The organism is Azospirillum sp. SYSU D00513, from assembly GCF_017356015.1.
Taxonomy (GTDB): Bacteria; Pseudomonadota; Alphaproteobacteria; order Azospirillales; family Azospirillaceae; genus Azospirillum.
Genome location: NZ_JAFIQV010000055.1, coordinates 18,067 through 39,711, shown reverse-complemented (window position 1 = coordinate 39,711; position 21,645 = coordinate 18,067). Strand labels below are relative to the sequence as shown.

Genomic DNA, 21,645 nt, shown 5'->3' with positions numbered 1-21,645 from the left:
CCTCAATCCTTCGAACCGCCCGGTGCGGACCCGCATGCCGGGTGGTGTGGGAGGGGTGCGGTCCACCAGGATCGCCCCCTATCCCGATCGCTGCGTGCCCTGCGGTCTGGAGCCAAAACCCCTGGAATGGTCAGAGTCGGCATCATCTTTCGGCGGCGCGGCGCATGACGCTCCTGTGGGATTTTCTCGTGTCCCGTTCCCTCGACCAGCGGAGGGACGGCCGTTCGGAGATGTCGCATGAGAAGAGCTTTGGCAGGTCTGCAGAGAGTGGTGGGCCATCGTCTGGTCGTGCTGGTCGCGTCTGTTCTGCTGGGTAGTCTCTCGGCCAGTCCAGGTCTGACACAGACGGCCAGTCCAGGTTCGACACAGACGCCCGCGCCCAACAATCACGGCGGAACCGCGCCGCATGCCGTGCACCGGGCGGGTGATGCGGCCTCCTTCCTTGTGCTCGGCCCCGGAGCGAATTCGACCGGCAATCCGGTGATCCTGACCATGGCCAACCGGGCGGAAGGGTACCGTCTGGTGACGAACAACCCTCTGCCGTCTTCCTGGGTCGGCGATTACACGCTGTCGGTCTCGACGGTCACCGCTTCGGGAGCCTCGGCCAGCCGGAGTTTCACCATCACCTATGAGCCAGGCTCCGTGGGGCTGGTGACGGCGCCATCGGGCGAGATCCTCATTCCGGCGGTCCAGCACAGCTTCCTGACAAGCACCGGGCAGTATCCCATCACCACGCAGGCCTGGAAGCTGCCGGACGGGTCCATCCTGTCGGGACCGCAGGAAGTCCGCGTCAGCAGCCACAAGGACTCCAAGGTGGCGGTCACCGTCGGCGGTGTTCGGGTCAACCCCGGCGACGTCGGCGTGCCGGTGGGACAGTACGACTTCACCCTCAGCCAGGGTGTGCTGGCTCTGCCCATGGCGGCCGCGGATGCCGGGATCGAGGGTGAGGCGAGGCTGCTCGTCACGACACCGGCCCCAAGATCACCGGCTCTGGATTTCCGGGTGAAAACCTGGGCGCCTCATGTCGCTCTTACGTCGCCCTCCTGGACCGTCCGCCAGGCCTTCGACGAAGCCAGGGTCGAACTCACGCCACAGGCTGGTAACCGGTGTGAGCTGACGTTGAACTACCGGACGGCGCGGGACACCAACATGCTGACCGCACCGAAGTGCCTGGTCGAATGGGAACCCAAGCCAGAGGATCTGAAGGTGGCGCCGGGCACCAACCCGACGCTGCAAGGCCGCATGTGGACGAACGGCACCTACACCGTCGGCTACAAGATCTCGCTGATCGACATCAAGGACGTGAAGGTGCCGTTCTCCAGCGGGACAGCCACCCTCACCGTAGCCCCGATCAACAACCTCCTCAGCTACAAGCCATTGCGCGAGAGCGATGAGGTCTACCGCATGATCCAGCCTGTCGAGGTGATGATGCAGCAGTCGGGCGGGCCGACCTGCGACGTCTACACGCTCAGCAACGGAGGGGAATACCGCTCCTCCAACGCCGTGGTGCGCTGTGCCCTGACCTGGACGGCGCTGCCCGACAACCTCACACAGGATGTTTTCTGGAGCCGTCCGCGTCTGACGGGCACGATCAACGAGCCGGGCACCCAGACCGTTGGCTACAAGGTGGAGGTGGTGACGCCGGTCGGTGCGCGCATTCCCGCCGGCGTCGGCACCTTCGACTACCAGGTCTTCGAGCCGCCTGTCCCCTCGATCCGTGAGGAGGTCGATGAGGAGGTCAGTCCCGGCCTCTATCCGGTGTCCCGTGAGGGCGGCTATGTGGGTGACATCATCGTCACCGCCGCGAACGCCACCACGAAGGTGGTTGTGCAACGGGCAAGCGCCACGGTCGATGAGAACGAATACGAGCCTTACCCGTGGGGCAAGGACCGCGATCTCCGCCGCCGCATCAACGCGACCGAGAGTGATCTCTGGTCCCAGACACCATGGACTGTGTTCGCGTCGTACACGGACATGCCATGGGTAAAGGCTGACCGGACCTTCCATACGCTCGCCGTCCCGTCGGAGAACATCAAGCCGGTCATCACCCTGACCGAGCCCAAGCTGCTCGACACCGAGGACGTGCCGCTCCGTGTGTCCATTCGTGACATCTACAAAGCCGAACTCGGCTACGACGCGGCCAAGATGGGCGAATGGCGGGTGCGGGTGGTGAGGTATGGCGCTGGTAACACCCTGGAGCCGCTGACCGACTTCGCGGATCTCGATGCCGAAGGGAATGCCGACTTCATCCTGCCAAGCGGGATGCTCCCGGTGGGGTCTGTCCGTGTGACGGCGGAAGCGGTCGTCGTGTCGCCTGTGCCGGGCTACAGCCGCACGGAATTGGCAACCCGCCCGCTCAACATCGTGGTGCTCAAGGGAGGCGCGATCGAAGCGGGGCTCATCGCACGCCGGATCATGGGCGAAGCGCCGCTGGCCAGCCTGTTCACCGCCGCCCTCGGCAACCGCATGGACATGACTGCCTTGGGCGAGGTGGTCTGGGAGGTCAGCGCCGACAACGGGGCGACCTGGACGCCCCGGCCCAGCCAGCGGAACAACAAGCTCCGCATGTCCGCGGTGTTCGCCAAGGGCGAGTACCTCGTGAAAGCCACGCTGAAGAACAAGCACAGCGGAGCCCAGTTCATGACGGAGACGGTCCAGGTGATCGCCTTCAACGTGCCCAAGGGCACCATGACGGGTCCCGAGCACATCTTCATCGGCGGCACTGGACGCTACAAGCTGGACCTGACCTTCCAAGGCACACCGTTGACGGAGGACGATGTCGCCGTCGAATGGTCGGTGGATGGTGGCAAGACCTACTCCGCAGGCCATCTCCAGTACGACTTGACGCGCTCGGAGACGGCCCGCATCGTTCTGGTTGGACGTGCCCGTATGGCCGATGCTCCTGCGGAAGCCCCGGATGCCTGGCGGGAGATCCGTCGCCGCGTCAACTTCATGGTGGTCCGACCGGCCCGGGTCCGCGTGGTCGGCCCGTCGCGTGTTGAGTATCCCAAGTCCGCGGACTTCCGCGGCGTCATGGGCCTGCCGTACCGGAACATGGACGTGGAGTTGAGAGGCTGGTGGACGCTGCCCGACGGCACCCGTGTGGACGGCCCGATGCTCACCTACACGCCAAAGCAGGATGAGATTGCGGCCGAGATCGCGACCCTGACCTTCCATGCGGAAATCGTCGATGTGGAGGGCACCCACAACGAAACCGACAAGCGTGTCCGGGTCTGGGAGTATGTCTGGCCTGAGTTCCGCATCGACACGCAACGCACCTCCCAGTACGCCCCCGGCGACATGACGCTGCGCCTGCGGCAGATGGGGACCACCATGGAGTTGGACAAACCGACTTACTCCTGGGCCATCCCGCCCACGGCCACGATCCTCGATCAGGCCAACCAAACGGTTCGCGTGGTCAGGACCACGACCGCCGGCGAGTGTCCGGTTTCCGTGTCCGTTTCTGACGCACGGGGCAACACGGCGTTGGCAACCACCACGGCCAACATGCTGCCGGCGCCGAACTACGCCCTGTCGCTGACGGTCACGCCGTCCAATCCGTACAGCCGGGCGCCGTTGGATATCGTCGTGCGGCCCAACATCTCCGGCGGTCATCCTCGTGACCGGGTCCTGTCCCTGACCTACCTGCTGAACGGTCAACCGATGGAGTCCGCCAGCAACTTCGGCCGGACGAGGCTTCCTGAGGGGCGCCACACCATCGAGGTCCAGGCACGGACGGAGATGGGATGGACCTTCGGAGCGTCCCAGGACGTGACCGTGCTCGCCAACCAGATCCCCACCTGCGGGGTGACGATGCGTGAGTCGAGCACCGGCTGGCACTACTACGCGAACTGCACGGACGCCGATGGCCGTGTGCTGCAGTATCGCTGGACACTGGACGGGGTGCCGGAAAATCTGAACTCGAACCGGATCACAGTATCGCGCTACTCACGGGACAGTGCTCCGCTGGTGACCCTGACCGCCGTTGATGACGCTGGAGCGGAGAGCGTTCCGGTGAGCCCGGTCGTGGAGGTACCGACCGATCCTCCAGAAGAACCGGAGCCCGCACCAGAGCCGGAACCCACCCCTGAGCCGACGGCAGATCCAACACCCGAGCCGGAGGAGGAAGGGGGGGCTCCCGCCCCATAAAGCAGAGCTGCCAGAGGCCCGGTTCCCGCCGGGCCTTTGTGCATTTTCCTGCAGAAAGGTGACGCTGAGCGCAATCAATCCACCGCGCGAGAACAGAGGCGAAATCGCTAGCCTCCAGGCAAATACGCATCCCTGGAGAGCCAACCATGCGCTTCGCACTTGCCGTTACCACCGTCCTCGCCGCCCTGACCCTCGGGCAGACCGGAACCGCCATCGCTCAGACGCAGGGCCAGAGCGAGGCGGCGATCAGCCGCAGCACCCTGACCGGCAACATCCGGGCGATGGAAAAGCTTCCCTCCGGTGGCTTTACCGCCGTCGAGACCGATGCCACCTCCAGTCTGGTGTTCATCTCCGACAATGGCCGCTATGTCATTCGCGGCGACCTCTACGACACCTGGTCGGGCAAGAAGGTGGCTACCCTCGGCGAGATTCGGGATTCGGCCACCCGCGTCGACTTTGCCAAGCTCGGCATCAACCTCAACGATCTCGGTGCGCTGACCTACGGAACCGGCAGCCGCCAGGCGGTGATTTTCGTCGATCCGAAGTGCCCCTACTGCCATGGCGTCCTGCAGCAGCTCCCGGCGCTGGCGGGAAAGTACACCTTCAAGATCATGGTGGTGCCGGTGCTGGGCAAGGAGAGCGAGACGCTCACCCGCATGATCTCCTGCGCCAGTGACCAGCGGGCGGCGCTTGCCTCGGTGCTCGCTGCCAACACCCGCGACACGCTGCCCCAGCAGGAGCCCTGCAATCTCGTCCCCATCCAGAAGCGGCTCGTGACCTCGCAGCTGGTCGGCGTCAAGGGTGTGCCCTTCATGGTCGCGCCGGACGGCCGCACCAAGGGCGGCATGCCCAAGGATCTCGACAGCTGGCTCGAAGGCCGCTCGTAAGCGCCATCCGCAGCATCCGACCCTTTTCGATTTCAGGAGACCTGACCATGGTATCGGCGCGTTATTTTCGCGGTGACCGTACGGGGGAACTGCTTCTTCCCCTGTCCTACTCCGACGAGCATCGCCTGTTCTACAATTCGGACCAGACCCTCGGCTTCGCCTTCCAGTGCCGACCGCTGACCGCTGGCGACCACAAGACGGCCGAGCGGCTTGGGGTGATGCTGAAGGACGACTACCCGGCCGACACCATGATCCAATTCTGCCTGATCGGCTCGGAAAACATCCAGCCGCAGATCACTCATATGAAAGACCTGCGCAGTACGCAGGATGACCCACTGCTCCGTGAGACGATCGACCGCCGGGCAGAGCATCTAACCCGGGGTGTATCGACCCCGGTTGAGAGGCGCAGCGGGCTTCGTATCCGCGATCTTCAGTTGGTGATCACGATCAAGCTGCCTCTCAGCAACAGCTTTCCATCCGACAGTGAACTGGCTCGCGCAAAAGAGCTTCGGGTATCCGTGGAGAAATCCTTGGAGACGGTCGGATTGCATCCCGTTGCTCTCACGGCACAGATGTGGCTCGACGTGATGCTGCCGCTCATCAACCATGGGCCGAACGCCTCCTGGCGCAAGGATGGCAAAGGCGTACTTGGCGAGGACAAGCTGCTTCGCGACCAAGTTTTTGACTACGACAACGATGTCCGAGTGCGTGCAAAGGGGCTGTCGCTTGGTGGGACCGAGGTTCGAACCCTGTCAGTGAAGCGCTTTCCGCAGCGCCTGCACTTCGGGCAGGCGGCAAGCTTCATCGGTGACATGTGGGAGGGACTCCGCGGCATCCGCATGCCTTTCCTTTTAACAGCGAACATTCATCTTCCAGATCCGCTGAAGGCCAAAACGCCGCTCGCCACGAAGAAGCAGTGGGCGACGAACCAAGCTGTCGGGCACATGAGCACCTTTGTCCCCGCCCTCCGGCAGAAGAAGCAGGATTTCGACGCCCTGTTCGAGGCGCTGGACGATGGCGATCGTGTCTCCCAGATCTACCTGGGACTTGTGCTCTTCGCCGACAGTGAGGATGCAGCCACCGCCGGTGTGTCCGCCGCTCAGTCCTACTGGGGCGAGTTGGGCTACAACGTTCTCCAGGACAGCCTGTTCGTGCTTCCGCTGTTCTTAAACCTGCTTCCCTTCGGCGCTGAGGTCGCGGCGATCAGGGACACCAAACGCTATCAGACCATGGGAACTCGCCATATCGTGCCGCTGATTCCGATCTTTGGCGACTGGCAGGGTACCGGGACCCCGATCATCAACCTGATCTCCCGGAATGGGCAGCTGATGAATCTGTCCCTGTTCGACAGCCGGTCGAACATGAATGCAGTGATCGCGGCGTCCTCGGGTTCGGGCAAGAGCTTCTTCACCAACGAAATCATCTCCTCCTATCTGTCCGTTGGCGGTGCCGCCTGGGCCATCGACGTGGGGCGAAGCTATGAGAAGCTGTGCGACACCCTGGATGGGGAGTTCTGGAGCTTCGAGACGGACCGCGACATCTGCCTCAATCCGTTCCCGATGATCCGGGAGTACGATGACGAGGTGGACATGCTGATCGGCCTGCTCACCACGATGGCGGCACCCACGGAAGGGCTCTCTGACTTCCAGACCTCAGGCCTGAAGCGCATCCTCAAGGAACAATGGGACGAGCACGCCAAGAACCTGTCGGTGGACCTGCTGGCCGAGGCGCTCAAGGCGGACCCGCACGAGGAGATCCAGCGGATCGGTCACCAGCTCTACTCCTTCACCACGAAGGGCGAGTATGGGCGCTACTTCAACGGCCCCAACAACGTGCGGTTCGAGAACCGCTTCACGGTTCTGGAACTCGATCAGCTGGAAGGCCGCAAGCACCTGCAGCGCGTCGTCCTGCTGATGCTGATCTACCAGATCACCGCGGAATTGTACCTGGGCGAGCGTGACCGTCCGAAGCTGATCCTGATCGACGAAGCCTGGGCCCACCTGACCGAGGGTGAGGAGGCGATGGGCAAGTTCATCGAGAAGGCCTTCCGGCGTGCCCGTAAGCATGGGGGCTCGATCACGGTCATCACTCAGTCCGTGAACGACCTCTACAGTGCCCCGGTCGGCAAGGCCATTGCGGCGAACGCGGCGAACATGTTTCTGCTGGGCCAGAAGGCTGAGGACATCGACTCTCTCAAGCGTGAGTCCCGTCTGCCGCTGTCCGAGAGCGGCTATGAGCTGGTGAAGACGGTGCATACGGTAAAAGGGGCTTACTCGGAGATCTTCTGCATCACCGACTACGGTGCCGGCATCGGCCGGCTGATCGTCGATCCGTTCGTCGGGCTGCTCTACTCGACCGCTGCCGAGGACGTGAACGCGATCAAGCTCTACCGGGACCGGGGCTACAGCGTCCGGGATGCCATCAATGCCGTCCTCGAGGATCGGAGCCAAGCCCGTGCAGCCTGACAACATTCACGCCAACGGAACGCCCGGAAGCGCGGCTCCGGATCGATCCGCAGAAGCGGCACCGTCCGCTCCGCTCAACCCGGTGCCAGCAGAGACCGTCGCAGGCGGCACAAGCCTGATGCGTCGTCTGGGCGCACTGGCCTGCGCCTTGGCTTTGTGCGCTGGAGCGAGCTACACCGCCACGCGCTATGCCCTGAAGGAGGTTGAGGTGGAGCTGCTCCTGCGGCCCCGCGTCATCGTCATGGACTACAACAGCGCGGCCAAGGGGCTCGCCAGCCAGACCCCAGAGGCCATCGACCGGGCGATCGCCGAGATGCGCAACAACGTTGGCAAGCTGAAGGAAGCGGGCTTCGTGGTCCTGGACGGACAGTCGGTGCTGGCAGCTCCCAATGATCTGTATGTGCCGACACCGGCGGCTCGGCTGGTGGGTAAGCAGACGGCGCTCTCGCAGTCAGGGTTCGGCACAGAGGGAGAGCAATGAGTATCGCCGTCACGACTGGACGGCGCCGTGAGCCTTGGAGGCGCTTCGCCGTAAAGGCGGCGCTCCTGCTCGCTGGTTTGTATGCGGGGGGCAGCTACCTGGGTGACCGATTCTCGCTCGGCATCGATCCGCAGATCAGCCGTTGCTTGCCTGAGGTTCGTGTGGTGCTCATCGACAAGCACGACCACACGCCCGTCCGGGGCGGGATGGTGGCGGTCCAGACCAAGGGACTGGCCCCGCTTTTTGCCGACGGCACGGTGTTCGTGAAGATAGTGGACGGTCTCCCTGGCGACCGAGTGCAGGTGGACGAGGCGGCAGTCGCGGTCAACGGCGTTAGAGTGGGGGAGGGGCTCGACCTCCTGTCCACTCTGGACAGGCCGGTTTCTGAGTTCGTTCGAGAGATAGAAGTACCGAACGGGCACCTTTGGCTCATGGGGCGGACCCGCGATAGCTATGACAGCCGCTATTACGGAACAGCCAGCGAGGAACAGATCGTTGGGCGTGCCTACAAGCTCTTTTGATGCTCACGGACGGAATCTAGCTTACAGGTTTACTCGTGCCATCGCATATCGGTTACAGGCTAGGGCTCAGCTTGCATTGAGCAGAAGCACGTGTTCCCGTCCAAGCTTACAGACCCATGTCTCAAGTTAGGCGGCGAGTTGAGCGACGATGGCCCCCCGAGACGCAATCTCGTTTTTTCTCAAAATTTAAGTGAATTTCGGATAGCCTGCCATGGCCCCTTGTATCGATAGCCAGACTAGGTCCCGAGATGCTCCGCCCCTACATCACGCACCTCACCCCCTTTCTGTTGACAACCACGGCAATAGTTTCGCCCTCCTACTCCGCAGACGTGAACATCACCTCGCCAGGAACTTTTATCATCGCACCCGGAAATTCTGTCGAGTTTCAGGCAGAGAACGGAGCGACCACCGGTAGCTACGCCCAGGTGAATGGAGGCGTTACAATTGGAAGCGTAACGGCAACTGCAGCCAATGTCGGCGTTCTTAACTTTGTAGGAGACGGCGCTGGAGTAAACGGCTCTGTGAGCAACTTGTTCCGGGTGACCATCAGCGGGACCGGAAGCATAGGCGTGACTGGCGATGTGTCCAATACCGGGGCTTTCTACTCCCAAGCGGGAACCCTGACCGTTGGCGGTAACTTCCAAAATTCCTATGTCAATTTCACCAACAACAGGGATGGAACATTGGTCCTCAACGGAGGGACCAACTCCATCAGCACTGTCCTGACGACGGGCAGCACCGGAAGTCTCGGCACGATCACCTTCGGTCCCGGAAGCAGTACCACGGTCACCGGTGCAGTGGGTGGAACAGCGAGGCTCAAGCGGCTCAACCTGGACGGCACCCTGGCCACCTTCCAGGCGAACGTCAATGCTGACACGTTGAACTTCGGCGCCGACGGAACCGCCTCCATCCGCGGCTCGACCATCAACGCACCAATCACCACCACGGCCGACCGCACTGGGACGCTCAGCTTCCAGCCAGCCTCGCAGAGCACGATCAACGGAACCATCGGATCAGCCACACAGGGATTGAAGCGGATCGAACTGAAAAGCGGCACGGGGAGCATTGTTAGGATTACCCAAGCCGCCTATACCGATGAAGTCGCCATCGGGGGCTTGGGGACCCTGATTCTCGACACAGCATCCACGCTCGATACGTCGACCGGCAGCGCCCTTGCCGCGACTGGTCCCGCCGTGACCTTTAGCCAGGACGGCCTGCTGTCCATCTCCAGTACGGACGTCAAGATTGGCGCAGTCACAACCGCCGGTGGTTCGGCAGGTCAGGGCAGGATTGCTTTTTCCGGTGCCGGAGCGGTTGCGTTCGGCGCCGATATCGGCAGCGAAACCAACCAATTGAGGCAGATCACCATTAGCAATGCGGGTGCCACTGTAAGCACGGCTCCATCTTCGGCCAATCACGTCTCAACGGTGCGCTTTTCCGCCGACGCGACGCTTGTGGTCGAGAATGGGGCTAGCTTGACCGGCGACGTAACAACGGCCACGAGCCGGCGGGGGACCGTCGTTTTCAAGGGCGGAGCCGGCACGAAGATCCAAGGCAACGTTGGCTCAGGCGCTGCGCAGATCAAGGCGCTCGTCTTTGGCGGCCATGGAAGTGGGACCGTCGATGGGAGCATCTATGCTGAAACGGCCTCTTTCGACAATCCTAGCTCGAAGCTGACTGTTACGGGCAGTATCTTCGGCCAAGTTCAGGGAGCGACCGGCAGCGGCGGCACTTTGGACTTTAGTGGCGCGACGGCGACTGGCGGTGATATCGGCGTTGCCTCACCTTTGGCTTCTGTGATCTTCCGGGGAACTGGTGTCTCGACGCTAAGCCACAACATCGATGCCAGTGCTGCGGGTGGTGCAGGCGTTCGGATTGCGGATCCGGGAGCAACGTTGAGGGTCGGGTCATCCGGAAAGACCATCACCGGGCAATTCGTGAATGGCGGAACGCTCGACCTGGGGGCAAACACTCTGACGGTAGCCGGGAATGTAACCGGCGCAGGGAGCATTTCCTTCGCCGTGGGGGCGTCAGGATCTGGCTATATCGTCAATACGACCAACACGGCAAACTACGCTCCCGGCGCGGGAACGGTCGCGATCACGCCCACCGTTAATGGCACCACCATTGCGGACGGTACTAAGATTGCTCTCATCCGTGGGGCTGTCGGCAGCACGGCACCCAACGTCTCGTCGACGGTCTTTACAGTGGCGGGCACCTCAACCCTGACGTGGACGGTCGCTTCAGGAGCAGCCTACACTGGGACGCTGGACCTCAACGGACACACTATCACCGCCGCAGACACAGTTCTTGTCGCCAGCATCGTCGGCGGGCCCACCCCGCCTGTCACTCCGACGCAGCCGTCCACCCAACCTGTCAGTCCGACACAGCCGACCACTCCCCCTGTCACTCCGACGGAGCCGACCACCCCGCCTGTCAGTCCGACACAGCCGATCACTCCTCCTGTCACTCCGCCAACCAACAACGGCGTGATTGACACCTCTAAGCCGGTCTTCACCAACGGGGACAATGCGGTACAGAACACAACGGTTACGTTCGCCGGCGGTGTGCTGAAGCCAACCACCGCCCTGACGCTGCCCCAGGCCATCGTCATCACTGCGGAAAATGGCACCATCAATCCAGATGGCAACACCCTGACTCTGACCGGACAAGTCAGCGGTGACGGCGTTCTCACGGTCGACGGCGCCGGAAGGGTGGTCGTATCCGGCGACGTTTCCAACTCCGGAGGCGTTCTGGTCCAGCAGGGTGAATTGGTCGTAGCCGAAGGTGGCCGCGTAGACGCGCCTGTTGTTATTGGTAACGGCGGCACGCTGGGGGGAACCGGCACGATTACCGGTCCAGCTTTGATCTCGGGTATGCTAGCTCCTGGTAATTCGCCTGGTACACTTTCCTTCTCCGCACCCCTGACGCTGACCTCCTCCAGCATTTACCGAGCCGAGATCGACGGCTCTGCCACGGGTGCCGGCGCCGGCGCGCATGACCGGATTATCCTCACGGGGAGTGCGAGCGGCTTCACAGCTGCGGGTACGTTGAGCCCGATGTTGCGAGGTATCACGGGAGACGCCACCAACAGCTACATTCCAGGAATTGGTCAGACCTTCGAGATCGTCAATGCCCAAGGCGGCGTGTTCGGCCAGTTCGAGGCGCTTGACCAGCCCACTGCCGGCCTTCCCGTCGGCACGCGCTTCGATGCTATTTATGGCGGCAACACCGTCACCCTCACGGTTACCCCTGCCAGCTATGGCAATCTGTCAGCGGCTGGCCTGTTGCAGACCGCTGCCGGGCGCTCCGCCGGTACCGCTGTCGATGCGGTCCGCCCTTCGGCCGGCATCAGGCCGACCGACGCGACGAAACCGTTCTATGATAGCCTGTACACCCTATCCGGCGCACAGGCGGCCAGTGCCATGGAGCAGCTTGCCGGCACGTTGCACGCCGACACGCTGAGCACCGCTCTAGCGAACCGACGTCTGTTCGGTCATGTGGTGGAGGGACGCCAAGTAGCCGCCCGTGGTGGCAATGCCTGGGGTCAGGGCGGTATCTTCGCCTTCGCCCAAAATGGTGGACAGTCCGAGATGGCCACCAGTTCCGGAGTTCCTGAAGCTGGAGAAGGCGTATCGCCCACTCACACTGCCGGCGACAAAGGCCTCATTTTCTGGGGCAAGCCGTTGTTGTCATGGAGCCGCACAGATAGCGATGCCAACGCCCCAGGCAGCACCCGGCAAGGCGGAGGATTCATGCTCGGCGGCGAACTCGCTACTGACCATGGCGTAACGGCAGGGCTTGCCCTTGGCTACATGCAAAGCGAGGTGAAAAGCACCGCAGGCGGTGGTGAGGGTGAAGTAGAAAGCTATCAGGCCACCCTTTATGCCGGCTGGACGGCTGGGGGAACCTTCGTCGATGCCGCGCTAGGGTATGGTGTGAGCCGCTACGACACCAGTCGCACGCCCACCTTTGGCGGCTTCGGTTGGAGGGCTGACGGTACGGCGGATGGTAACGACTGGTCGGCAGAGATCGGGGGCGGCCATCGCTTCAACTTTGGTGCGACATGGGTTGAACCACGCGCGAGTCTGCGCTGGGAGCGAGTCCAGCGCGACGGCTTTACCGAGAGTGGAGCCAGTCCGTGGTCGCTAGGCATCGGGGCAGAGACTGTCACGGCGTTGCGCAGTTCCTTCGGCGTGCGGATAAGCACGGTGATGCGCGCAGGCACTCTGACGTTAGAGCCAAACGCCCAGTTGGCTTGGGAACATGATTTCCGCGATGTCGCTGCGGGCGGCACGCACGGTTTCGTGGGCACGGCATTCCGAGTGCAGGGAGCTGAGCCAGGTCGTGATGCCGCGGTGATCGGTGCTGGTGTCAACGTCACAATTTCCGACACTTTGAAAGCGTCAGTCAGTTATACGGGTGAACTGCGTAAGGGCGAAACCGCCCACACCGCCACCGCAGGACTTCGCCTGTCATTCTGAGTGTGCGAGGGTGCGCGGCTAAGACCTGAGTGTCAGCAGTTGCGTGCCCTCTTGATGCCCTGATTTCCTACTTCTCGGGTTTCCACTATGCGCTACCTTCTCTCTTCACTAACAACCTTGTCCGTAATAGCGGCACTCCCTGTACTGGCGACCCCGCAACCCGGCAAGGCCTACGACGACTGGGCAGTGGAGTGCGAGCAGACACCGGGTGGGGAGAACCGCTGTTTCCTGTCGCAGACACAGCTTCTGAAGGAGAACAACGCTCGGCTCCTGAAGGCATCAATTGGCTACCTCGGGCCACAGGATCAGCCGATGTTGGTGCTCGTGCTGCCACTGGGTGTCGACCTGCGCGCTGGCATTGCGATGAAGGTGGACGACGCCCCTCAAATATCCTTGCCTTATCAGCAGTGCGTGCAGGATGGCTGCACCGGGGCTCTTCCCCTAGATGGCCCTACGCTCACAGCATTGCGTAAGGCCAAGCGCATCCAAATCGGGATGCTGCCTTATGGCGGCAAGCAGACGGTAACCATAGACGTTTCACCCAATGGCTTGGCGCGCGGAATGGACGCGCTTCGCTGATAGCTTATGCCATCCATGGGCCGTTTCTAACATCAACCCCAATTGTGCCGCCGTACTTTGATAGCGAAACCCTTCACGTTCGTTCTATCAGGTAGAAGTGGTCGACCGTCGCAAGAACCTGCTGAATGATGCAGTTGCGGTGAAGCTTTCAGCGGCGCGGTGCATGGCACAAATCCGTACCCTCGGTCCTCAAAGAGGTTCAGACCGGAGGTGCATTAATGCCCGTATCCACTCATTCCATCCACCCGCACCTCAGCCTGACGCTGAAGCTGGTCGGGGTCACCTTGGCAACGGCTGTCACGCTGGACGGCCTGGCGTTCTGGGTCGAAGTCGCCCAAGGGACAGCCGCGGCCGCTCCAAGCGGCGGAGTGGACCTGTTCGCCCTGACCGGCGGCATTGGGCTGGCGCTCATCACCTGGGCGCGGAGCTGAGCGGGCCATGCGGATCGTCCGAGGTCTCACCGCCGCAGCATCGCTCCTGATTGCCCTTCCGGCGGCCGCCGGGGACGATCTGCAGTCCATCATCGACAGCTCGCGCCAGATCAAGGAACGGGCGCTTGGGATGCAAGACAGCGCCGACTTACTCAAGCCCGGCGCTCCGATCCCCCGCTTCAGCGGTCCGCAGTCTCTGCCCCCTGGAAAGGGCAGTGGACCCGCACAGGGGCCGGGCGTCACGTCAGGAAAGAGGATCGACATCCTCGTCTCCTGGTCACTGGGCGACGCGGTCCTCATGAACCTGTTCCGCGCCGTCGCCGGCAGGCCGGACGTGTTCGTGGCGTTCCGAGGCGTGCCTGATGGCCAGACCTTCGGAGACGGCGTCAAGCGCCTCCAGGCGATGGCGCGCGACCTTGACCCGCTCCCGAACGTCCAGATCGACCCGACCCGGTTCCGTGAGCTGAGTGCCGGGGCTGTCCCCGCCATGGCGCTGGTCCAGAATGGACAGGTGGTCGCTCAGGTGCAGGGCCTGCTCTCCCCGGACTATCTGGTGGAGCGCGTGGCCAACGGCGACACGGGCAACCTCGGCACGCTCGGCCCGACGGTGGAGATCGCCGAACCCGACCTGATCGAAGTCATGCAGGCAAAGGCGCAGACCTTCGACCTGGAGGCCTACAAGCGCAAGTCCATCGAGGGGTACTGGCAGAAGGCCCGTTTCGAGGAGTTGCCGCAGGTGGTCGAGGGACGGGTGCGTCGCATCAACCCCACGATCATCGTGAACCGGGACATCAAGGACGCCAAGGGCAACATCCTCGTCCATGCTGGACAGCGCATCAACCCGCTCGAAAAGCTGCCCTTTACCCAGCGGGTTATCGTCTTCGACGCCAGCAGCCCGTCCCAGGTGGAGACGGCGAAGAAGCTGGCGGCCGAAGGCTACGCCAACGGCAAGAGGCGCGTCACCCTCATCGCCACGCGGCTGGACCGGACGGCTTCCTGGGAGGGCCTGAAGGCCGTCGAGGACCGGCTGGACGCAGCGGTGACCCTCCTGACCCCGGATCTGCGCACCCGCTTCAAACTGGAATTCGTGCCGTCCGTCATTGAGACCGACGGCACCTCCTTCGTCATCACCGAAGTCGCTCCGGAGAGGATGTAATGCACCGTATCATCCGCAAGGCCGGGGCGTTCGCGTCGGCCATCCTGCTGGCGTTGTTGCTCGGGGGCTATTCCACGAGTGCGCTGGCAGATGAGTCCTGCCGGGACTCCGAACTGTTCTCGGGTCGGCTTATGACCGACATCTGCTGGACCTGCATCTTCCCGATCAAGGTGGCTGGTATCGCGCTGGGCGGCGGCGGCAGTGCCCCCCCTGGAGCCGCGGAAGCCTCGTTCTGCCTGTGCCATGACCCGCTCGGTGTGCCCAAGCCCGGCGTCACCATCGGCATGTGGGCTCCCGCCCGCATTTACGAGCTGGTGCGCAAGCCTGGTTGCTCTCTGTCGCTGGGCGGCATCACGCTGCCAGTGTCAGACCGGCGCATGCAGGGCACGGCGGGTGGTGCTGAGTTCGATGAAGGGGACAAGCACTTCTACCACTATCACACCTACGCCTTCCCCCTGCTCATCATGCTCAACCTGTTCGTGGACGACAATTGCGTTGGGGACGGCTACTTCGACTTCGACCTGATGTTCCTATCGGAACTGGACCCGACGTGGAACAACTCCGAACTCGCCTTCTTCACCCAACCGGAAGCCGCGGCGGTGGCAAACCCCATCGCGCTCGCCGCCTGCATGGCTGACGCAACGGCCGCCACCCTCGGGACACCCATCGACCAACTGTTCTGGTGCGCCGGCACCTGGTCGAACAGCCTGTATCCGTTCACGGGGTGGGATGAGGCTCAAGGGTCTCTCGCCGAGAACACAAATCTGCTCGCCGCCCGGGCGCTGGCGGCAACGCACCGTCGTGGTCTCGCTTGGCGGACCATCGGCAGCGACGCGATGTGCGGCGGCCAGATCGATCCGATCTTCAAGAAGAACGGCTACAAGTGGTCGATGTTCTACCCGCTCTCGGAAAGCAACGGCAGCCATGTGACCGGAGAAAGTGATTACCGGTGGGGTAGCTGGCGGAACATTCTCGGTCTTGGGAATGACACAAGCTTCATCCTGTGGCGCTGGACCGATTGCTGCTCTTCCTTCATGTGACGAGTGCTGGATATGTACAGAAAACTTTTCCGGATCATAGGCCAGCCGCTTGCGGTCACCCTCGCCTTCGCGATTGTCGCCACTCAGTATCCCCAAGTGGTGCGAGCCGACAGCGTGTCGGCTGGTGCCATGGCGGGACGGGAAACGGCGACGACGTTCCGGCCCAACGTGCAGGACCTTTTCTCGACCGGACCGAACGGCAATCTCACGCTGTTCCCAAACGCCGAGTCCCCGATCCTGATGAACTCTGGTGAGCTGTACCAGGGTTCGGCAGGGCAGGATTCCACTCCGCTCACCAATCTGCACGGCAACGACAGCGCCATGTTCTCCGCTGGCTCGGCCGCGCACACGCGCCTGCAGACAGAAGGGTCGATGGACGGGGAGGCGTACCGAACGCTCATCGGTTCCAGTCAGGCCGCCCGTCCGAACCTGACCAACGATCCGATGTTCAACGCGTCCGACAACGCCTGGAACACGGATTTTGCGACGGAGTTCGCCGACTGCCGGCAGACCACGACCTTCAACCGAAACAACTTCAGCGCCCACGTTCCGGAGTACCGGACCTGCGAGCGCATTCTCGACCAGAGCCGGACCTGCACGATCCGGCACCAATATCGCGCCGGCATCATCGACCATGTGTCCGGGCCGCTGAACCTCGCCAGCTGCGGCGAGGGCTGCATGTATGTATGGGTCGGCACGGTGGGCGACGACTACTGGCCCGGCAACTGCTCGATCTATGAGGAGCAGGTGCGGGTCAACGTCTTCAACCCCGATGCCGTGATCAGCGCGACCATCGATTACGCGAAGTGGGACGACTACCTGCAGGTCAAGCTAAACGGCAACCTCGTCTACAACCCGCTTGGAGAGTTTCCGCCCGAAACACCGGGGGTGTGCGAGCGAGGGACGAGCTGGGAGCAGACACCCAGCGTGGATGTCACCCCCTTCTTCAAGCAAGCCGGCGACCTGGAGATGCTGACCCGCACGTCGGTGACGGGCAACGGCGAAGGCTATGCCCGCATCAAGGTTCTCTATGATCCCAGTAAGGTGCTCAGCATCAGCGAGTACAGCCCGGAGGATTGTGAGGCCTCCGTGGTAGGGATGTCCGACGGATTCTGCTCCGGGCAGTTCCAATGCACCGATATGCCGGCGACGGACGCGGACGGCTGTCTGATGCAAAACGGCATTCAGCTGTGCGCCTCGACCATGGAGCGCATCCACCCGGATCTCAACCCGCTGTGCCGGCAGGCAACCGTCAACGCCCAGTGCGATTTCTATGTCGGACAGATGAACCCGTGGGTGGACGCCCAAGGCAACCAGCAGCAGCCCTACAACAACGGCGACGACATGAACTCGTGCGCGGCGTTGGAGAATGATCCGAGCTGCGGCTACATCCGCTCCACCTGCGTGGGACGGGCGGAAGGCGAGTCCGGCACCTGCTACGTGACGGAAGAGGTCTGGGACTGCGGGCACGACGTCGATGTTCCGACGCTCGACCGGGCAACCGAGATGCAGTGCTCCGGGCCGATCCGGTGCATGGGTGACGAATGCGTCCAGGCCAACCACGAGGTGAACGGCGATTTCGCACGCGTGGCTGCGACGCTGCAGGCGGCGCAGTTCATGGCGATGGACGCCGACTGCAACGAGGACACGATTGAGGAGAACCGCAACTGCACGATCTTCAAGGGTGACTACAAGTACTGCAAGCGGGCGGTGGGCGGCATCGTCGATTGCTGTGAGCAGCCGACGACGGTCTCGCTGGGAGACTACATGACCCTCATCCTGGCCATGGGGAAGCTGAACTCCGCCGTCACGTCGTTGGAGACCACGAACACGGCCCTGAGCTCGTGGCAGGCGCTGAATGGTGTCTTTGACTCTGCTTGGACGGAAGTTACGCAGCCGTTTGTGTCTGGATGGAACAGCGTCTGGGGCGGAACAGAGGCTGTGGCTGGCGCGGCACAAGAGGGCATCATCACCATGGTGAAGCAGGAACTGCTGAACCAGGTGGCGGAGTTCACCTATCAGGCCTTCGGCGAAACGGCTGCCAACATGCTCTTCTCGCGGGCTGCCACAACGGCCGCTGGCGAGGCAACCGCGGCTTTTGGTGCCCAGGCTGGTACGGGCGCACTCCAGCTAGGTGGTGGTGCCGCGCTGATCGGCTCGATGCTGTCGGTGATCATGTGGGTCTACATGATCTATCAGATCGTCATGATCCTCATTCAAATCATCTGGGCTTGCGAGCAGGAGGAGTTCGAATTGGCCGCTCAGCGGGAGCTGAAGAACTGCCACTACATCGGGTCGTTCTGCCAGTCCGAGGCCTTAGGTGTCTGCATTGAGGTCCGGAAATCCTACTGCTGCTACAACAGCCCGATCTCGCGCATCATCCAGGAGCAGGTGCACCTTCAGCCACAGGTGGGAATGACCTGGGGAACGCCGGAGGAGCCCAACTGCGATGGCCTGACCACGGACAAGATGGAACTGGTGGATTGGAGCGCGGTCAACCTGGATGAGTGGCTGGCGCTGCTGGCGGAGACTGGCCACCTCCCCAATGAGTCGACGGTCAACATCGGAGCGCTCACGGGTGCCGGGTCCTTCTTCAACACCGGTGACCGCACCGACGCGGCTGCCCGTGCAACGGAGCGGGTTGGAAGCATCGACGTGAACGCGATCCGCAATCAGGCCACTCAGGAGCTGCAGAGCATGCCGCGGCCTTAGGAACGCCGCCACGCGCACCCTGTTGAGTCGCTGAGTCTCCAGGACACGTTGCTCTACATCCCTTCACCCGCTGCGCTCCCTTCCGCCGGAGCCAGCGGGTTTTTTCTGCAATCTTTTTGCCCAACCGCGATCATACATCCCCGCCCGCGCAAAGATGAATGCGTGTTTCCGGAAGGGAGGTTTGGTTTAACAATTGTAACCAGTTAAACAAATTGCACCAAAGGGTGTGCGAAAATACCATCCTGTGGCAAATCATCGGAATGGGAAATCAACGCACAGAACGTTTTGTCGCTCGGCTCCGACGGGATGGTTGGTTCGACATCATCGATCGGGAAACCAGCAGCTACGCAGTGGGGTGTGGATTGTTCCTAACGAAGCTGTCCTATGAAATAGCCCATCAATGGTTGGAGCGCCTAAGCCACGAACAGCGCTCTGTTGAAGACATGGAAGTAAAAGATTAGCCGCGTGATCCTCTGAAGAAGCATCAGAATGTCGTCAGGAGCCGGACGGCATCAGACAGCCACACCGAATGTTGAGCAAAGAAAAAAGGGGAAACAGCCCAAGGCCGTTCCCCCTTTTTTTTGAGCGCATAATGCCGTGTTACTCAGCCGCTTCGACCACCGCTGCGGCGGGCGCGTCGCCCGGTTCCAGCGCAACGGTCAGAGGCTTTGCCGTGGCGGCCGCCGTAGCACCGGCTGCTTCGAGAAGCGCCGTCGGGACTGGACGGGGCACCGGCACCGGGGCGGGCCTGGGCTCCGGCGCACGGGCCTCCTCCTTGCTGGCGGGCTTCCCGCCACGCCGCCGGTCAGCTTTGGACACGGGGCCGCCCTCGATGTCCTCGACCGCTTCGGTCTGCTTGTCGCCGGCGGCGGCGTTCACCTCGGCTCCCTTGCCACGGTTCTGGGCTGACAGACGGGCGCGCTGCTCCAAGGTGATGACCTTGTTGAACAGCCGGATGATGCGCTTCTGCCAGCGGTGGGCCGCATCGACCTTGGCGGTCCCGCCGATCTCGCCCGCCAGATAGAGAACGTCCACGAGCCCCATCATCTCGTCGAACAGTTCCACGAGCTTTACCAGCCGCATGGCGTGCGGGGTGGTGATGGCGAAGACGCGTGCCCGCTCGTCGTTGTACGACAGGGTGGAGGAGACACCGGCATCCCTCGCGACCGACCGGAGACGATCGATCTCGGCCTTCAGTTCCTTGCCCTCGGCGCTGAGCGTCTCGGTGATGATCTTGGTGACCGCATCGACCTCATCGGGATCGGCAACGATCCGCATGATGATGTCGATGATGTACATGCTGTCGATGGTCTTCTGCAGACCGCGCTGCTCGATTTGCTGCGCCTGCAGGCTGCGGATCTGGAGAGGCTTCTCCAGGTAGGGGGTTGATCCCCGGATCCGGGACGGCTGCTGCGCCGTGTCGATGCGCGAGCGGGACGGGCGGGGGTTACGGGGCCGTGACGGCTGCGGTGTGGTGTCGGTGGTTGCCATGTTGGTGCATCTCAGGTTGGTGGACCCGGCCCTCAGACTAGGGAAGCGCACCCGTGCACCGCGCCGGTGAAAAGTGACGAGACCCGTCATCTTTCTCACTGGTCATGCACACGCTGTTTCGATTATGATTTCCTCACTTAGCCACCACCTGCTTGATGCGGCGGTGTTTAAGCCTGAGCCTTACGGCTCGGGACATGGCCTAGCTAGGGTCTAAAAATAGCGTGAAAGCTACCCGCGCATCGCCGCGGGGGCACCACCCACCGGAGGGAAGGCAACTTCTCTCCCGCCTGGGATAGGGATGTGCCTCCCTCATTCTCCCGAATGAGGCACGCATGTCCCTGAACAAGGAGGCATTCGAGGGCTTATTGTCCTCGGATAGCAAGATCCTTTTGGCGGCCGACGTTTACGCCGGCTACCGCAAAGGTCGTCTCCCGTGGCGCCTGGCGCATTCCGCTCTCCGGCGGATTGGCCTGCCTTCGGAAGCGATCACCGATGGGCTGCACACCGAGACCGTTCACCCGGTCCCGGAGGCGTTTCGCCCATACCTGGAAGCCTGATCTACCCTGACCGGCACGGAAGTCATGTTCCACCCGGCCTGGGGGGACAGCTCCGTGCATCACACCCTTACAAAGGATGAGGTGCATCATGAACATCTGGCATTTCTCTGGTCGTCTGGGCCGCGACGCCGAGCTGCGCACCACGCAGTCCGGTGAAAAGGTCCTTGGCTTTGCCGTCGCCAACGACGTTGGTTTCGGTGAACGCAAGACGACGCAGTGGGTCGATTGCTCCATCTGGGGCAAGCGCGCCGAGGCTTTGGCTCCGCACCTGAAGCGGGGCATGGAGGTTTCGGTGGCCGGTGAGGTCGTCCTGCGCGAAATCGAGCGCCGGGGCGGCGAAAAGGACAAGGTTCTGTCGGTCACCGTCATGGAGATCGATCTGCATGGTGGTCAGCGCACCGGTCAGCAGACCGACGCCGGCACCGGCAACAGGACCAGCGGCCAAAGCAACGGCACCGGCGAAAGCCGGGGCACTGCGGATCGCGGCACTGCGGACACGGGCAGCCAGGCAGGGAAACCTCGCCAGGAGGCCGGACGTCAGCAGGCCAGGCCTGCGGAGCAAGGCCGTGCGAACGGGAAGGGCGGTAAGGGTCAGGATTGGGACGAAATCCCCTTCTGACGGCGCCGGCACCTTTCAATGACGCGATGAACACCCACGCGGGGCATGGTCCCCGCTGGGGAAGTCCATGCCC

The 21,645-nt window shown here is 62.6% G+C and carries 14 protein-coding genes; 13 read left to right on the top strand and 1 reads right to left on the bottom strand.

The features are described 5' to 3' along the window. The first annotated feature begins 237 nt into the window (after positions 1-237). From JUB11_RS28275 to traN, 11 genes are all read left to right on the top strand, one after another. Entirely contained in the window at positions 238-4,149 is a 3,912-nt protein-coding gene (locus JUB11_RS28275; protein ID WP_207462145.1) for a hypothetical protein, read from the top strand. Positions 4,150-4,295: 146 nt separating this feature from the next. Continuing rightward, positions 4,296-5,036, top strand: a complete 741-nt coding sequence (locus tag JUB11_RS28270; RefSeq protein ID WP_207462144.1) for a DsbC family protein — start codon at positions 4,296-4,298, stop codon at positions 5,034-5,036. A 47-nt stretch (positions 5,037-5,083) separates the two neighbouring features. Further along, a complete protein-coding gene (gene traC, locus JUB11_RS28265) occupies positions 5,084-7,501 on the top strand; it encodes a type IV secretion system protein TraC (protein WP_207462143.1) in 2,418 nt (805 codons plus the stop codon). After that, on the top strand, positions 7,491-7,982 hold the full coding sequence (locus tag JUB11_RS28260; protein WP_207462142.1) for a hypothetical protein: 492 nt from the start codon (positions 7,491-7,493) through the stop codon (positions 7,980-7,982). Before traC ends, JUB11_RS28260 begins: the two co-directional genes overlap by 11 nt. Then, positions 7,979-8,503 carry a signal peptidase I gene (lepB, locus tag JUB11_RS28255; RefSeq protein ID WP_207462141.1) on the top strand — a complete coding sequence of 175 codons (525 nt, stop codon included), beginning with the start codon at positions 7,979-7,981 and terminating at the stop codon, positions 8,501-8,503. Before JUB11_RS28260 ends, lepB begins: the two co-directional genes overlap by 4 nt. A 329-nt stretch (positions 8,504-8,832) precedes the next feature. Then, positions 8,833-12,987: an autotransporter outer membrane beta-barrel domain-containing protein gene (locus JUB11_RS33450; RefSeq protein WP_207462140.1), complete on the top strand. Its 4,155-nt coding sequence runs from the start codon at positions 8,833-8,835 to the stop codon at positions 12,985-12,987. 87 nt (positions 12,988-13,074) lie between these two features. Continuing rightward, positions 13,075-13,566 carry an invasion associated locus B family protein gene (locus tag JUB11_RS28245; protein ID WP_207462139.1) on the top strand — a complete coding sequence of 164 codons (492 nt, stop codon included), beginning with the start codon at positions 13,075-13,077 and terminating at the stop codon, positions 13,564-13,566. A 218-nt stretch (positions 13,567-13,784) separates the two neighbouring features. Beyond that, positions 13,785-13,997 carry a hypothetical protein gene (locus tag JUB11_RS28240; RefSeq protein WP_207462138.1) on the top strand — a complete coding sequence of 71 codons (213 nt, stop codon included), beginning with the start codon at positions 13,785-13,787 and terminating at the stop codon, positions 13,995-13,997. A 7-nt stretch (positions 13,998-14,004) separates the two neighbouring features. Beyond that, entirely contained in the window at positions 14,005-15,153 is a 1,149-nt protein-coding gene (locus tag JUB11_RS28235) for a TrbC family F-type conjugative pilus assembly protein (RefSeq protein ID WP_207462137.1), read from the top strand. Further along, positions 15,153-16,193 carry a TraU family protein gene (locus tag JUB11_RS28230; protein WP_207462136.1) on the top strand — a complete coding sequence of 347 codons (1,041 nt, stop codon included), beginning with the start codon at positions 15,153-15,155 and terminating at the stop codon, positions 16,191-16,193. Before JUB11_RS28235 ends, JUB11_RS28230 begins: the two co-directional genes overlap by 1 nt. A gap of 12 nt (positions 16,194-16,205) precedes the next feature. Next, entirely contained in the window at positions 16,206-18,905 is a 2,700-nt protein-coding gene (gene traN, locus JUB11_RS28225; RefSeq protein ID WP_207462135.1) for a conjugal transfer mating pair stabilization protein TraN, read from the top strand. Positions 18,906-19,505: 600 nt separating this feature from the next. Here traN and JUB11_RS28220 read toward each other — a convergent pair. Continuing rightward, entirely contained in the window at positions 19,506-20,396 is an 891-nt protein-coding gene (locus tag JUB11_RS28220) for a hypothetical protein (protein WP_207462134.1), read from the bottom strand. Positions 20,397-20,728: 332 nt separating this feature from the next. Between JUB11_RS28220 and JUB11_RS28215 the strand changes: the two genes are divergently transcribed. Next, positions 20,729-20,953, top strand: coding sequence for a hypothetical protein (locus JUB11_RS28215; protein WP_207462133.1), 225 nt, complete (start codon positions 20,729-20,731; stop codon positions 20,951-20,953). Positions 20,954-21,041: 88 nt separating this feature from the next. Beyond that, complete coding sequence (locus tag JUB11_RS28210; RefSeq protein ID WP_207462132.1) at positions 21,042-21,572, top strand: single-stranded DNA-binding protein; 531 nt, start codon at positions 21,042-21,044, stop codon at positions 21,570-21,572. The last annotated feature ends 73 nt before the right edge of the window (positions 21,573-21,645 follow it).

Bases quoted from the DNA above. Each gene is read 5' to 3' on its own strand.
- traC (WP_207462143.1), top strand. From the start codon at position 5,084: ATGGTATCGGCGCGTTATTTTCGCGGTGACCGTACGGGGGAACTGCTT.
- JUB11_RS28270 (WP_207462144.1), top strand. From the start codon at position 4,296: ATGCGCTTCGCACTTGCCGTTACCACCGTCCTCGCCGCCCTGACCCTC.
- lepB (WP_207462141.1), top strand. From the start codon at position 7,979: ATGAGTATCGCCGTCACGACTGGACGGCGCCGTGAGCCTTGGAGGCGC.
- JUB11_RS28275 (WP_207462145.1), top strand. From the start codon at position 238: ATGAGAAGAGCTTTGGCAGGTCTGCAGAGAGTGGTGGGCCATCGTCTG.
- JUB11_RS28220 (WP_207462134.1), bottom strand. From the start codon at position 20,396: ATGGCAACCACCGACACCACACCGCAGCCGTCACGGCCCCGTAACCCC.
- JUB11_RS28215 (WP_207462133.1), top strand. From the start codon at position 20,729: ATGTCCCTGAACAAGGAGGCATTCGAGGGCTTATTGTCCTCGGATAGC.
- JUB11_RS28210 (WP_207462132.1), top strand. From the start codon at position 21,042: ATGAACATCTGGCATTTCTCTGGTCGTCTGGGCCGCGACGCCGAGCTG.
- traN (WP_207462135.1), top strand. From the start codon at position 16,206: ATGTACAGAAAACTTTTCCGGATCATAGGCCAGCCGCTTGCGGTCACC.
- JUB11_RS28245 (WP_207462139.1), top strand. From the start codon at position 13,075: ATGCGCTACCTTCTCTCTTCACTAACAACCTTGTCCGTAATAGCGGCA.
- JUB11_RS28240 (WP_207462138.1), top strand. From the start codon at position 13,785: ATGCCCGTATCCACTCATTCCATCCACCCGCACCTCAGCCTGACGCTG.
- JUB11_RS28230 (WP_207462136.1), top strand. From the start codon at position 15,153: ATGCACCGTATCATCCGCAAGGCCGGGGCGTTCGCGTCGGCCATCCTG.
- JUB11_RS28235 (WP_207462137.1), top strand. From the start codon at position 14,005: ATGCGGATCGTCCGAGGTCTCACCGCCGCAGCATCGCTCCTGATTGCC.